This is a genomic window from Streptosporangium sp. NPDC002607, assembly GCF_053592655.1.
This window is the reverse complement of record NZ_JBSFWD010000005.1, coordinates 81,955-95,973: the sequence shown is the minus strand read 5'-3', so window position 1 is coordinate 95,973 and position 14,019 is coordinate 81,955. Positions and strand designations below refer to the sequence as shown.

The window sequence follows — 14,019 nt, the reverse complement described above, 5'->3', positions numbered from 1 at the left end:
GCGCGGGCGCACCCGTTCGCGCCGGGTGCCGGGTCAGGGAGGCGAGCCGGGGGTGATCAGACCGGTCTCGTAGGCGAGGACGACGGCCTGGACGCGGTCGCGCAGGCTCAGCTTGGTGAGCACGTTGCCGACGTGGGTCTTGACCGTCGTCTCGCTCACCACCAGCTCGGCGGCGATCTCCGCGTTGGACATACCCTTGGCGATCAGCTTGAGCACCTCCAGCTCACGCTCGGTCAGCCGCTCCAGGCGAGTGGGGGTGGACTGCCGGTGGGTCGGCAGGTGTGCGCCGAACTTGTCCAGCAGCCGCCTGGTGATGCTCGGCGCGACGATGGCGTCGCCGGCCGCCACCACTCGGATGGCCTGGACCAGTTCCTCCGGCGGGACGTCCTTCAGCAGGAAGCCGCTGGCTCCGGCGCGCAGCGCCTCCACGATGTACTCGTCCAGGTCGAAGGTCGTCAGCACCAGCACCCGGGGCACGTGCGCACCTCCGGCGGCCTCCCGTACGATCCGGCGGGTCGCCTCGATGCCGTCCACGCCCGGCATCCGGATGTCCATCAGCACCACGTCGGGCAGCAGTGCCCGCGACTGGTCCTGCGCGGCCTTGCCGTCCCCCGCCTCACCGACCACGGTGAGGTCGGGTTCGGCCTCGAGGATCAGGCGGAAACCGGTGCGCAGGAGTGGCTGGTCGTCCACCAGCAGCACTCTGATCGTCATTATGTGTCCTTGAGGGGGAACCGGGCATCAACCTCGAATCCGCCCTCGGGACGTGGGCCGATCCTCAGAAGTCCACCATAGAGGGCAACGCGTTCGCGGATGCCCACCAGTCCGTGACCGGTCGCCCCCTCGCTCGTTTCGCCCGTTTTCTGGCCGAGGCCGTCGTCGGTGACCCGCACGGCCAGCTCGCCTGACTCGTGCCGCACCGTCACCCAGGCTCGTGCCTGCGGCCCCGCGTGCCGCAGGCTGTTGGTCAGGGCCTCCTGCACCAGCCTGTACGCGGCCAGGTCGACCCCGGGCGGCAGTGCCCCCGTGGTCCCGCGCTCGTCCTCGATCCACAGCTGTGTCCGCAGCCCCGCCTCGCGCATCTGGTCGACCAGGGCGGGAATCTCACGCATCCCCGGCTGCGGATTGCGCTCGGCGGGCGCCGCGTCGGTTCTGAGCACGCCCACGAGGCTGCGCATCTCCGACATCGCGGTCCGGCCAAGCTCCTCGATCGCCGACAGGGCCTCCTGGGCCCCCTCGGGGTTTCCGGCCAGCACCCGGCGTGCCGCGGCGGCCTGGACGGTCATCACGCTCACGTGATGGGCCACCACGTCGTGCAGCTCACGGGCGATGCGGGAGCGCTCCTCGGCCCTGGCCGCCCGGGTGTCGGCCTCCCGGATGTGCTCCATGCGCCGTGCCCGGTCGTGCAGCTCCGCCTGGTAGGCCCGGCGCAGCCGCACGTTCCGGCCGGCGATCCACAGGGAGACGGCGAAGACGACCATCAGCAGGTGGGTGCTCCACTCGCCAAGCCCGCCGCCGGCCGCCGCAGACAGGAAGTGGCCGGCCAGGGTCAGTGCGGGAGCGCACAGGCTGACCGCCAGGCCGCGCCGGACGGCGATCGTGTAGACCAGCACCAGGGCGGCGAGCCAGAGCAGGGAGGGGTTCCGTCCCGCCGCGGCCAGCGTGATCTCGATCAGGCAGACCAGACAGAGCAGCAGGAAAGGCCAGTGGCGGCGCAGCGCCACCGACAGGCAACCGGTCACGATCAGGCCGAGGCTCATCGCGTCCGGCTCCCCGAGACGGGCCGGATCGCCGAAAACCTGGGCGACGTGGGCGAAGGGAACCGAGGCGGCCGCCAGCGCCCCCCCGAGGAGCAGATCAGGGATCAGCGGATGCCCGCGGAACCAGGCCCGCAGGCTACCGATGGTGTTGCGCACACAACCAACTTAGGTGCCCTTCCTGCCCAGCCACCCTGCCACAGGCGGATATCCCCCTCATCCCCACGTAGGACAGTGCCGATTGCGACACCTGTTGTTGGCGACGCTGCGCGTCGCGGTGAGGCCGCTCTTACCCGGCTCCTTCCCTCGTCGGTCGGGGCCGTTCGTTCCTCACGACCCCGCCCTCCTCAGTCCAGTCGCCGGCGCGGCCTCACGGGTTGATTGCGACGCTGGGACTTGCCCCAAGAAGCCCCAGAGGACGTGCCTGTGCCACTTTGGAGGGACTACCCGTGAGGACGCGCCGGCGACTGGACTGAGGAGCGAAGGAGCGAAGCGGATGAGCGACGAGGGAAGGAGCCGGGTCTAAGCGTCCTCACCGCGACGCGCAGCGTCGCCAACAGCACGGTTGCTGCGGACGGTGTCGCCTGGCTGGCGCTCGGGCACCGGCGGGGGAGTGCCGCCGAACTCCGGGCACAGGTCCTTGTAGCTGCACCAGCCGCACAGTCTGCTGGGCCTGGCCCGCCACTCACCCGTCTCCAGCGCCCGCTCGATGGCCTGCCACAGGGCCTGGACCTTCCTCTCGGTGGCCAGCAGGTCGGCCTCGTCGGGTGCGTAGCGCAGGACCTCGCCGCCACCTCCCAGATACATCAGCTGGAGCAGGCGGGGCACCGAGCCGCGCAGCCGCCACAGCACCAGCGCGTAGAATTTCATCTGGAACAGCGCCTTGGCCTCGAAGGCGGGCCCCGGGGCGCTGCCGGTCTTGTAGTCGACGACGCGGACCTCGCCGCTGGGCGCCACGTCCAGCCTGTCGATGTAGCCCCGCAGCATCAGGCCGCTGCCGAGCACCGCCTCCACGTAGAGTTCCCGCTCGGCGGGCTCCAGGCAGGTGGGGTCCTCAAGGGTGAAGTAACTTTCCAGCATGACGCGGGCCTGGGCCAGCCACTCGGCGCGGTCGTCGTCACCGGTGAACATGCCGGCATACGAAGGATCCTCCTGCTGCAGCCTGTGCCACTGCGGCTCCAGCAGGTCCTGGGCCGCGGCGACCGTGCGATCGGGGGCGGGCAGGTCGTACAGCCGTTCCAGCACGGAGTGGACCATCGTGCCGCGCACGGCGGCCGGCGACGGAGGCTCGGGGAGCCTGTCGATCACCCGGAAACGGTAGAGCAGCGGGCACGTCATGAAGTCACCCGCCCGCGACGGCGACAGGGCTCCGATGATCGTGGGCTCGGTCAGCGACATGACCGCACTGTAGGTCACGGTGACGACAGTTTGCGCCCGAGGTGCCCTCGTGGCGTCTGCCGGGGGTCCGGCGGCGCGTACCATCGAGGCTTGAGGGTGGATTGAACACGGGTTGAACGAGGAGTGGTGAGCCAGCGGTGAGCAGCGACAGCCCACGCCGGGACAGTTCAGGGCTGCGGATGGGCCGGCCGTTCGGCATTCCGGTCTACGTCTCGCCGACCTGGCTCATCGTGGCGGCGTTCATCACCTACTCGTTCCAGGGCGTGGTGGCCTACTGGCTGCCCGAACTGAGCATCCCGATCACGTACGTCGTCGCGTTCGTCTTCGCGGTGCTGCTGTACGTCTCGGTGCTCCTGCACGAGCTGGCGCACTGCGTGGTCGCCAGGATGTACGGCCTGCCGGTCCGGCGCATCACGCTCTACCTGCTCGGCGGCGTCTCGGAGATCGAACGCGAGCCGGAGACGCCCGGCAGGGAGTTCATGGTGGCCTTCGCGGGCCCCCTGCTCTCGCTCGGCCTGGCCGGGCTCGGTTTCGCCGCCTCCCGGATCATCGACCCCGGAACGATCCCCGGCGTCCTGGTCTTCCAGCTCTGGTTCGCCAACCTGATCGTCGGTGTCTTCAACATGCTGCCGGGGTTGCCGCTCGACGGGGGGCGCATGCTCCGCGCAGGCGTCTGGAAGATCACCCGCAAGCCCGGTACGGGCACGATCGCCGCGGCCTGGGCGGGCCGGGGGCTGGCCGTGGCCCTGGTCGCGATCCCCATCGGGCTGGCGCTGGCGACCAGGTCGGCGCCGGACATGACGTTCGCCTGGTCGGTGCTGCTGGCCGCCTTCATCTGGTTCGGTGCCACTCAGGCGCTGCGCGGTGCCCGGGTGCGCGCCCGCATCCCCAAGGTCAACGCCCGCGCCCTGGCCAGGAGGGCCATCGCGGTCACCGGCGACGTGCCGCTGGCCGAGGCCCTGCGCCGGGCGGCGGAGGCGCAGGCGGGGGCGATGGTGGTCGTCGACCATGAGGGCCACCCCACGGGCATCGTCAACGAGGTCGCGGTGGAGGCCACTCCGGAGAGCCGCCGCCCCTGGGTGACGACGGGTTCGCTCTCGCGCAGCCTCGAACCGTCGCTGGTGCTGGCCGCCGACCTGGAGGGGGAGCCGTTGATCGACGCCATGCGTGAATCCCCGGCGGGTGAGTATCTCCTGGTGGAGCGTGGTGGCGAGATCTTCGGTGTGCTCGCGACGTCTGACGTGAATCGAGTGTTCAGCGGAGTTTAAGCGAACCACATGTCACTTGCAGGCGTCTCACTGAATACTCGCCGAAGACAGGACGGCCAGGGAAAATCATCCCTGTTTGTCCTACTCGTTTTCGGCTCGTACCAGGACTAGGGTTTTGGCTAGTGAACTGGCTGGCCATGTAGCTTAAGGGACGTCAATTGGCACCCCCCCACACGCCGGCTCCGGCCGGCGATCTGACGCCGGATCTCCTCGGCGCGCCCGAATGGACCGACCAGATGGTCGCCGCCGCGGGCATACCCATGTACGACATCCCCTTCCTCACGGTCGGTGGCGGCATGGGCTCCTTCGTGACGCTCGACTATCTGAGGATCTACGGCGTCCCCACCTCGCAGATGCGGGTGGTCTCCAATATCGATCACCCATGGCAGACCTACGAGTTCCTCACCAGGTGCTCGCAGATCCCCCGTGGGGAGCGGATCCGCTCCGACTCCTCCTCTCGCCCGGACAACCTGTGGGGGTTCCCCTCCTACGCCCTGGAAGAGGCGTGGAAGGAGAAGAAGCCGTCGTACCTGTGGCAGATCCTCACCGAGCCGATCATGAACGACTACTGGACCCCGCGCGCGGGCACGGTCTTCGAGAACCTGGAGCGCGAGGCCAAACGCATCAACTACTGGGACATGCTGGTCAAGGGACAGGTGCGGATGGTCCGCCGCCGGGCCGGCGGCGGCTACTTCACGGTGGTCACCCCGCCGGACGGCGCGGCGGCGACCAAGCGCATCATCTTCCGCTCGCGCTTCGTGCACATCGCGATCGGCTACCCGGGCCTGAAGTTCCTGCCCGACCTGCAGGAGTTCCGGACCAAGCACGGTGACTACCAGCACGTCGTCAACGCCTACGAGCCGCATGAGCAGGTCTACGAGTTCCTGAAGACCAGGCCGGGCACCGTGGTCATTCGCGGCGGTGGCATCGTCGCCTCCCGGGTGCTCCAGCGGCTGTTCGACGATCGGGCGCGGTACGGCCTGCAGACCCAGATCATCCACATCTTCCGCACGTTCGTCAGCGGCTCCCACGGCGCGCACATCTGGTCACGCCGCAAGGGCGGGGACGGCTGGGCCTACCAGGGCTTCAACTACCCCAAGTCGGTGTGGGGCGGTCAGCTCAAGGCGCAGATGCGCAAGCTCGAGGGCACCGACCGGGCGAAGAAGTACAAGGAGATGGGCGGCACCAACACCCCCTACCGGCGGCACTGGCAGGAGCAGATGCGCGCGGGGCGCAGTGGCGGTTACTACCACCCTGTGCAGGGCACCGTCGACCGCGTGGAGCACAGCCAGGACGGGCGACTGGTCAGCTACGTGCGCAGCAGCGACGGCATCGTCCGCGAGCCGGTCTCCGACTACATCATCGACTGCACCGGCCTGGAGGCCGACATCGCCGAGCACCGGATCTTCGCGGACCTGCTCCAGCACGGTGGGGCGTTCCGCAATCCGGTGGGCAGGCTCGAGGTGGAGCGCCACTTCGAGGTGAAGGGGACGGCCAATGGTGACGGTGCCCTCTACGCCTCGGGATCGGCCACGCTCGGAGGTTACTTCCCGGGTGTCGACACCTTCCTCGGCCTGCAGATCGCGGCTCAGGAGATAGCCGACGATCTGGCAAGACGAGGGTTCGTCAAAAAGATGGGACCGCTGCGCTCGACCTCGCAGTGGTTCAAATGGGCCTTCAACTCGTCGGTGTAAGGAGTAGTCCCCCGTGGTTCCGACTCTGTGGGGCCGTATTCAGACGCGCCTCTTCATGCTCGCCACCGTTGGCGCGATCATCACCCTGCTGATCGTGCCGGTGCTTCCCGGCTCCTCCGGGCCGCTCTCCGAGCGCTACGTCAACGGGTTCCTGGTCCTCGCGGCGGTAGCTGTGCTGGGGATCGTCTGGGAGCTGATATATCACTTCCTGATGCAGTTCAGATGGGAGAAGGACTGGCCGACCCTGTTCGGCCTGCTGACGCTCGTGCCCGAAGGCCTTGTGCTGTACTTTTTGCTACGGTCCGGTGCAGTCGATGTTATCGATCCGGTTCCGCCGGCCGCCTTCTGGACGCACTTCACGGTCGTCTGGGTATGCATCTGGCTGGTGACGAACGGCCCCATGCGGGTGCCGTTCATCCGGTGGCGTTTCCGGGGAGGGAGAGTTCTGTGACCGACCAGGGCTTCGGGGTGGTGCGTCCGCTTCCGGGCAACGGGCTGGTGGCCTATGTGGGCGGCCTGCTGCTGGTGTGCGACGCGGCCGAGGCCGTCGTTGAGGATCTGCTGGGGGCGCTGCGGGAGACCGCGGCCTCGGGCGGCGACGGCCGGTTGCTGGCCCGCCGGGTCGCCCAGATCCTCGCCGTCGTGATCGGTGAGCCGGTGGCGTGTGCCGTCGCCGGTCCGGTCAGCGGGGGAGTGGCCGTCCTGGTCAGCGGCCCGGCGTTCGCGGCGGTGGCCGGCGCGGCCGGTGAGATCCAGCTCGCCGGACGTGACGCGCTCACCTGGTCCGACCGCTTGGTTCCCGGCCCGGTGACCCGGGTGGAGCTGAGCCTGCCCGACGCCGGGGCCGCGCACCCGCTGTCCCGGCTGGACGCCGGAGTGATCGTCGCGGGCGGCGTCTGGTGCGACCTGACGGAGGCGGGGGCCGCCCCGCAGGCCATGCCGCGGATGGAGCCCGCCGCGTCACAGGTCCACCAGGCACCCCGGATGGAGCCCGTGGCCCCCGAGCCCACCCCGATGCCCGCACCACCCGAGCGGCCGGCCTCCCCCGAGTGGTCGGCCCTCCCGGAGGGCGCCCCGCCGGCGCCCTACCCCCTGGGCCCGGCCGAGCCCTATCCGATGGGCCCGGCGGATCCCTATCCGCCGGTCACCGCCCCGCCGCCGATGGAGCCACAGCCGCAGGCGTGGCACTCCGAGCCGATCCCCGCGGTCTCCCCGCAGGGGCCGATGCCCTCCACCGGACCCGCCTCCGCGATGGTCCACCATGAAGAGGTCCGTCACGAGGACATCGACACGGCCAGGGCCAGCGGGATGGGCGGGGATCCCGTCGACGTCCGCGACCAGCCGTTCGAGTACGAGTTGCTGACGCCCGGCGGTTCACAGTCCGGGGCCGAGTCTCCGGCGCCCGCGCCGAACTCCGGGGCCGAACCCGAGGCGCGGCCGCTGGTCTACGGGGTCGACTGCAAGAACGACCACTTCAATGACCCTCGCGTGCCCTACTGCGCGGTCTGCGGTATCGCACTGGTCCAGCGCACCCTCGTTCCCTACAAGGGTCCGCGCCCGCCGCTGGGGGTCCTGCTCCTGGACGACGGCCTCACGCTGCGGCTCGACACCGACTATCTGGTGGGCCGCGACCCCGAGCGGGCACCCGAGGTGGCCGACGGCTCTGTGCGCCCGGCCAAGGTCACCAGCCCCGACGGCTCGGTCTCCCGCCGGCATCTGCGGGTGGCGCTGGACGGCTGGGACGTCAACCTGGTCGATCTGGGATCTGTCAACGGCACCCAGATCCAGCCGCCCGGTGACCCCAACTTCTACGACATCCCGCCGAACGAGCCGGTTACGATCATGCCCGGCACCACCGTGCGGATCGGTGTCTCGCGCACCATGCGCTACGAGTCACACCGCAACCGCTGAGAACGCCTTTCGCCTTCCTGGCGGTTTCCGGGCGGTACGGCCATGGCCGTACCGCCCGGCGTGTTCTCGGGGTCCTTTCGCCGTGCCGCTCGCGTGCCAGGTCGATGTGCGATCAGAGCTGCGGGGCCGGGGCGCGCAGAGCGGAGACGGCCTCGGCCCAGTCGACCGGGTCGGGGTCCTGCTCGGGGCGGACCAGCAGGTGCGCGCCCTCCGGGGCGGTCCCGGTGTCGGCGGCCACGACCAGCGCACCCTCGGGGATCGCACCCGTGCCGGCCGCGACTCCGAGCTTGGACAGCCGCTGGGCCAGGGCTGAGGCCCGGTTCCCGCCGGTGACGATCAGTGGCCGGTCCCACAGCATCGCGAGGGTGAGCGCCACGTGCGCGGCCGCGTCGTCACCGGAGCCGTAACGTACCGCGACCGGCCCCGGTTCGGAGCCGGGCTCGGCCTGTTCCGGCACGGGCAAGGACACGGTCACCACGCGGCAGACCGCGCCGTCACGTACGGCGGCATAGCCGGGGACACCGGCGGGCAGTACCAGCAGGTCGGCTCGGGCACCGGAGGCCAGCTCCGGCAGCTCGCCTGCCACATCCGCGCTGAACCGGCTCACCACCCTGGTCTCCGAGCCGCGCTCGCGGGCACTGCCGGCCAGCGCCTCCAGGTCGTGGAGGGTCTCGGCCAGCTCGGCCAGCTCCGAGGAGAGGCCGCTGCCGACCTCCAGGCGGCCCGCCGGGTAGGGGCGCAGGTGGCCCAGGACCACCTCGGACGGCGACCTGGACAGGGCCAGGGTGGTGGTCAGGCCGACCAACGGGGCCTGCTCGGCGGGCGGATCGGGCACGATCACCAGCACCCGGTGGGCGGCGGTCACGCCGAGGGCGGCACGTTCGGCTTCGGCGATGTCGCGGGCCACCCGCCTGTCGGGGTAGATCCTGCGCACCAGCGGGCCGGTCATCGCGGTCGTGACGAGGGCCATGACCACCATCAGCGAGTAGAGCTCGTCGTCGAGCACGCCCTTCTGCAGGCCGACGGTGAGGATGACGATCTCGGTGAGCCCTCGCGTGTTGAGCAGGGAGGCCAGTGCCCAGGACTGCCGGTTGGGCAGCCGCTGGGTCCGCGCGGCGGCGTAGGAGCCGAGCAGCTTGCCGCCGATCGCGACGGCCAGGATCGCGGAGAGCGTGCCGAGGCTGGACAGGTCGAGTTCGCGCAGGTTGACGTTGAGCCCCGCCACCACGAAGAACATCGGCAACAGCAGCAGTACGGCGAGCTGTTCCAGCCGCTCCAGGATCTCGTGGTTGAGCCGTTCCGCCCCCTCGCGGGGCATCACCGCGCCGAACACGAACGCGCCGAAGATGAAGTGGACGTGCATCCACTCGGTGGCCCAGGCCGATCCGATCAGACCGAGGAGCACCAGGGAGAGCAGGCCGGGTGTCAGCCGCCCGGCCCTCTCGTAGGCGGGCACCAGCCGGGCCAGCAGGGGCTTGACGACCAGGAACATCACCAGCGCGTACGGCAGGGCGAGCAGGACCTTCCACTGCCCCTCGGACTCTCCGGCCCCCGCGATGCCCACCACCACCGCCAGGACGGTCCAGGCGAGCACGTCGATGACGGCCGCCGAGGCCAGGGCGAGGCCGCCGAGCGTGATCCGCTGCATTCCCCGGTCGGTGAGGATCCGCGCCAGCACCGGGAAGGCGGTGGCGGCCATCGCCGCGCCCATGAACAGCACGAACGGCAGGGTCTTGTCGCCTCCCACGTGCTCACCCGCGATGGCCAGCGCGAGCACGCAGCCCAGGACGAACGGCACCACGGTCGAGCCGAGCGCCACGGTCACCGCGATCCGTCCCTTGCCCCTGACCAGCTTCTGGTCCAGTTCCAGGCCGACGACGAACATGAACAGCACCAGGCCGACGTTGGCCAGGGCCTGCAACGGGGGCCGCATCTCGGAGCCGAACAGCTCGTCACCGATCAGGGGGCCCAGCAGGGTGGGGCCCAGCAGGATGCCGGCCACGATCTCGCCGATGACCGGAGGTTGGCCGAGCCATCTGGCCAGCGCTCCGAAAAGCCGCGCGGCCGCAAGGACGATGACAAGGTCAAGCAGGAGCAGATCCATGTGCAGCAATTGCGAGCACGCTTTCCGTATGCAAAGAAAAGCCCCGAGAATGGCGAAGGCGACGTTACCGTGTGTGGGATGTCGTCGCGAACGTTGCGCAGGCATGGAGGGAGACCGTTGTGGAAGGCATCGCCGACTATGAGTTCATCCGGTCACTGGGAGCCGGTAATCACGGTGAGTTCTACTTGGCGAAAAGGCCCGAGCGGTTACCCATCGAGGCGGACCTGGTCGCGGTGAAGGTGGTGGGGGGCACGGGGAACGACGCCTTCCGCCGCGCCACGAGAGAGTTGAAGGCGTTCGCCGCGGTGCGCTCCCCGTATCTGGTGCGGCTCTACGACGCCGGCCAGCAGGGCGGGGTGTTCTATTACTCGATGGAGTACCTGCCGGACGGCTCGCTGGCGCATCCCGCGGAGCGGCCGTCGCGCGAGCGGGTGCTGCGCTCGATCGCCTGCGTCTCCCACGCGGCGCAGGCACTGCACGAGGAGGGCATCGTCCATCGCGACATCCGCCCCGGCAACGTGCTGCTCGCCGACAACGGGGGCAAGCTCTCCGACCTGGGCCTGTCGCAGGTGCTGACGCCGGGCGTGACGGTGACCGGGATGGGGGACATCGGTTCGGTGGAGTTCACCGATCCCACGCTGCTGCAGGGGGAGACGCCCACCCCCGCGGGCGACGTGTGGTCGCTGGGCGCGACGCTGCACTGGGCGGTGAGCGGCGTCGGGCTCTACGGGAAACTGCCCACCCACGACCCGCTGCTGACCCTGCGGAAGGTGTACAGCACGCCGCCGTCGATCGATCCGGGGTTGGAGCCCGAGCTGTCGGACCTCGTCCAGGCATGCCTTGGCGACGTGGCCAAGCGGCCCACCGCGCGGGGGGTGGCCGACCGGCTCTACGCCCTGCTGGTCTGAGCTTCCGCCCGCGCGCCCCGGGACCGTGGCCTCGGTTCCCTGGGCGTGCGCGCCGGGAGCCGAGGCCACGGGGTGGCCGGGCGCTACCCGCCGGTGGGGCGCAGGCGGTCCAGCTCGGCGTTGAGCACCCGCTCCAGACGTGCGGTGCCGAGCCTGCCCGGGTAGAGCAGGCGGTGCACGCTCAGCCCGTCGACCAGGGCGAGTAGCCGCTCGGTCACGTCGTCGAGGTCTTCGGTGGTGGAGATCTCCCCACCGGCGGCCGCGGCGCCGAGCAGGCTGCGCACCAGGTAGCGCAGCTCCTCGGCCTCGGCGCGCTGCGCCTCCAGCATCGCCGGGCTGGTCATGCTGCGACTCCAGAAGCCGACCTCCAGCCCGCTCTCCCGCGTGCGCTCCTCGTCCAGTGGCAGGTTGTCGAGGAGGAGCTCGCGCAGCGCCGCCAGCCCGGTGAGGCCGGCCAGCTTGCCGCGCAGGCGCTCCACGATGCGCCGGTGCGAGGAGCGCAGCGCCGACAGCATGATGTCGTCCTTGTCGGCGAAGTAGTGGGTCAGCACGCCGTTGGAGTAGCCGGCCTCCTTGGCGATCGCCCTGGTCGTGGCGGCCTCGATGCCCTCGCGCAGGATGATGCGGCGAGCGGCCTCGATGACCTCCTCGCGACGCTCCCCATGATCGACGATCTTTGGCAACTCGGTTCCCTCCCGAACGGAATCCGTTGACATTGTAGTCGGTCGCCCGTCTATTATCCGCTGAAGACATGAGGAGGACTCGCTATGACCGTCGTAGCCCTCGGGGTGCACATCGTGGACGTGCTCGCCAGGCCGGTGGAGTCGATTCCCGCCGGGCAGGACACCCACCTGCTGGAGCAGATCCGCGTCACCGCCGCGGGTGCCGCGGCCGCGACCGCCGTCGACCTGGCCGCGCTCGGTGTCCCGGTGGCCTCGGTGGGGGCGGTCGGCGACGACGAGCTCGGAGATCTGCTCGTCATGATGATGGGGCGGCGCGGCGTCGACGTGACCGGGGTGGTCCGCAGGCGGGGGGAGCAGACCGCCGCCTCGATCCTGCCCATCCGTCCGGACGGCGGGCGCCCGTCCTTCCACGTCCCCGGAGCCAACCTGGGCCTGGCCGTCGCCGACGTCGGTCGCGAGCGGATCCTCGGTGCGCGCGTCGTGCACCTGGGGGGCATGGACGTGACCTGGGGCCTGTACGACCCCGCTTTCTTCGCGCTGCTCGACGAGGCGCGCGCGGCGGGCACGATCATCACAATGGACCTTCTGTCCAATATGCCGGACCTCATGCAGGGGGTCCGGAGCTTTCTCCCGCACGTCGACTACCTCCTGCCCAACGAGGAGCAGGCACTGCTGATGAGCGGTGCGGGCAGTGCGGAGGAGGCCGCGCTGGCCCTGCTGGGGGAGGGGCCCTCGGCGGTCCTGGTCACGCTCGGCGCGGACGGAAGCCTGATCGCCGAGGCGGAGGGCGTCACCCGCGTTCCCGCCCTCGACGTCGAAGTGGTCGACACCACGGGGTGCGGTGACGCCTACTGCGCCGGGTTCATCGCCGGCCTGGTCGACGGCCGTGACGTGGCCGGCTCGGCACGGCTCGGCACCGCGCTGGCCGCTCGCGTCGCGGGCGGCCTGGGTTCGGACGCCGGCCTGGACGGGGCGCGCGCACTACGCGAGGAGAAGTGATCCCACCGCTCGCGGCCGGACACGGCACCGAACCGCCCGAACCGATCCAGATCTGAAAGGACGACGCATGTCCATCGACGCCAGCCTCAGGGAGCGGGCCGCCAAGGTCGTCCCCGGCGGCATGTACGGCCACCTCAACGCGGCCCTGCACGGCCCCGCCTACCCGCAGTTCTTCGTCGGCGGCGAGGGTTGCCGTCAGCGGGACGCCGACGGGCGCGAGTACGTCGACCTCATGTGCTCCTGGGGTCCCGTCGTGCTCGGCCATCGCCACCCCGCGGTCGAGGCCGCCGTCACGGCCCAGCTCGCCGCGGGCGACTGCCTCAACGGCCCCGGCCCCGTCTACGTGGAGCTCGCCGAGCTTCTGGTGGACACCGTCCCGCAGGCCGACTGGGTGATGTTCTCCAAGAACGGCACCGACGCCACCACCCAGGCGCTGATGGTGGCCCGCGCCGCCACCGGCAGGACCAAGGTCCTCATGGCGCACGGCGCCTACCACGGGGCCGACCCGTGGTGCACGCCCAGTACGGCGGGGACCACCCCCAGCGAGCGCGCGGACCTGGTCGAGTTCACCTACAACGACCTCGCCAGCGTCGAGGCCGCCGCGGCGCAGGCGGAGGGCGACGTCGCCGCGATCATCGTGACGCCGTTCAAGCACGACTCGTTCGAGGACCAGGAACTCGTCGCCGCGGAGTTCGCCCGGGGGGTGCGGGCGCTGGCCGATCGGATCGGCGCCGCGCTGGTGATCGACGACGTGCGCGGTGGCTGGCGGATCGACCTGGGCGGCTCCTGGGAGCCGCTGGGCGTGCGCCCCGACCTGTACGCCTTCAGCAAGGCCATGGCCAACGGTCACCCGATCGCCGCCGTCACCGGGGTGGACGCCCTGCGAGGGCCCGCCCAGACGCTCTACTCCACGGGCTCCTTCTGGTTCAACGCCGCTCCGATGGCCGCGGCCAAGGCCACCATCGAGACGCTGCGCGACATCGACGGCATCGCCCTGATGGAGCGCGCGGGCACCCGCCTGCGCGAGGGCCTCGCCGCCCAGGCCGCCTCCCATGGCTTCACGGTCAACCAGACCGGCCCGGTGCAGATCCCATGGCTCTCCTTCGAGGGCGATGTGACCCTGGACAAGGGCATGTTCTGGGCCGCGGCCTGCCTGCAGGAGGGGGTCTACCTCCATCCGTGGCACAACTGGTTCCTGTCGGCGGCCCACACCGACGCCGACATCGACCGGGTGCTGCAGGGCACCGACGCCGCCTACGCCAGGCTCAGGGCCCACTTCGGCGCCGACTGAACGCGG

12 protein-coding genes are annotated in these 14,019 nt (G+C 70.4%); 7 read left to right on the top strand and 5 right to left on the bottom strand.

The genetic code is table 11. The annotated features are described in order from the left end of the window. Window positions 1-33: 33 nt before the first annotated feature. The 3 genes from ACWD3H_RS07670 to ACWD3H_RS07660 all read right to left on the bottom strand — a co-directional run bounded on the left by ACWD3H_RS07670 (window position 34) and on the right by ACWD3H_RS07660 (window position 3,155). Window positions 34-714 (bottom strand): response regulator transcription factor, encoded by a 681-nt coding sequence (locus ACWD3H_RS07670; protein WP_350919440.1) that lies wholly within the window; start codon window positions 712-714, stop codon window positions 34-36. Then, entirely contained in the window at window positions 714-1,916 is a 1,203-nt protein-coding gene (locus tag ACWD3H_RS07665) for a sensor histidine kinase (RefSeq protein ID WP_451954428.1), read from the bottom strand. The genes ACWD3H_RS07670 and ACWD3H_RS07665 overlap by 1 nt, the downstream gene beginning before the upstream one ends. Window positions 1,917-2,279: 363 nt before the next feature. After that, complete coding sequence (locus ACWD3H_RS07660) at window positions 2,280-3,155, bottom strand: RecB family exonuclease (RefSeq protein ID WP_451954427.1); 876 nt, start codon at window positions 3,153-3,155, stop codon at window positions 2,280-2,282. Between the two features lie 179 nt (window positions 3,156-3,334). On the opposite strand from ACWD3H_RS07660, the gene ACWD3H_RS07655 reads away from it, so the two are divergent. The 4 genes from ACWD3H_RS07655 (at window position 3,335) to ACWD3H_RS07640 (ending at window position 8,028) form a co-directional block, all read left to right on the top strand. Then, complete coding sequence (locus ACWD3H_RS07655) at window positions 3,335-4,423, top strand: site-2 protease family protein (protein ID WP_350965946.1); 1,089 nt, start codon at window positions 3,335-3,337, stop codon at window positions 4,421-4,423. Between the two features lie 158 nt (window positions 4,424-4,581). Then, window positions 4,582-6,117: a hypothetical protein gene (locus ACWD3H_RS07650; RefSeq protein WP_355553930.1), complete on the top strand. Its 1,536-nt coding sequence runs from the start codon at window positions 4,582-4,584 to the stop codon at window positions 6,115-6,117. Window positions 6,118-6,130: 13 nt separating this feature from the next. Next, window positions 6,131-6,568, top strand: coding sequence for a hypothetical protein (locus ACWD3H_RS07645; RefSeq protein WP_350919207.1), 438 nt, complete (start codon window positions 6,131-6,133; stop codon window positions 6,566-6,568). Then, window positions 6,565-8,028, top strand: coding sequence for an FHA domain-containing protein (locus ACWD3H_RS07640; protein ID WP_451954426.1), 1,464 nt, complete (start codon window positions 6,565-6,567; stop codon window positions 8,026-8,028). Before ACWD3H_RS07645 ends, ACWD3H_RS07640 begins: the two co-directional genes overlap by 4 nt. A gap of 112 nt (window positions 8,029-8,140) precedes the next feature. On the opposite strand, the gene ACWD3H_RS07635 is transcribed toward ACWD3H_RS07640, so the two are convergent. After that, the gene (locus ACWD3H_RS07635) at window positions 8,141-10,132 is read right to left on the bottom strand and encodes a cation:proton antiporter (RefSeq protein ID WP_451954425.1); all 1,992 of its coding nucleotides are present in this window, start codon (window positions 10,130-10,132) and stop codon (window positions 8,141-8,143) included. 119 nt (window positions 10,133-10,251) lie between these two features. On the opposite strand from ACWD3H_RS07635, the gene ACWD3H_RS07630 reads away from it, so the two are divergent. After that, window positions 10,252-11,040 (top strand): serine/threonine-protein kinase, encoded by a 789-nt coding sequence (locus ACWD3H_RS07630; protein WP_451954424.1) that lies wholly within the window; start codon window positions 10,252-10,254, stop codon window positions 11,038-11,040. A gap of 83 nt (window positions 11,041-11,123) precedes the next feature. Here ACWD3H_RS07630 and ACWD3H_RS07625 read toward each other — a convergent pair whose 3' ends face one another. After that, a complete protein-coding gene (locus tag ACWD3H_RS07625) occupies window positions 11,124-11,723 on the bottom strand; it encodes a TetR/AcrR family transcriptional regulator (RefSeq protein WP_350919219.1) in 600 nt (199 codons plus the stop codon). An 84-nt stretch (window positions 11,724-11,807) separates the two neighbouring features. On the opposite strand from ACWD3H_RS07625, the gene ACWD3H_RS07620 reads away from it, so the two are divergent. Together ACWD3H_RS07620 and ACWD3H_RS07615 are read left to right on the top strand one after the other, a co-directional pair. Next, the gene (locus ACWD3H_RS07620) at window positions 11,808-12,722 is read left to right on the top strand and encodes a carbohydrate kinase family protein (RefSeq protein WP_350919222.1); all 915 of its coding nucleotides are present in this window, start codon (window positions 11,808-11,810) and stop codon (window positions 12,720-12,722) included. 67 nt (window positions 12,723-12,789) lie between these two features. Continuing rightward, the gene (locus tag ACWD3H_RS07615) at window positions 12,790-14,013 is read left to right on the top strand and encodes an aminotransferase class III-fold pyridoxal phosphate-dependent enzyme (protein WP_350963069.1); all 1,224 of its coding nucleotides are present in this window, start codon (window positions 12,790-12,792) and stop codon (window positions 14,011-14,013) included. Window positions 14,014-14,019: the final 6 nt, after the last annotated feature.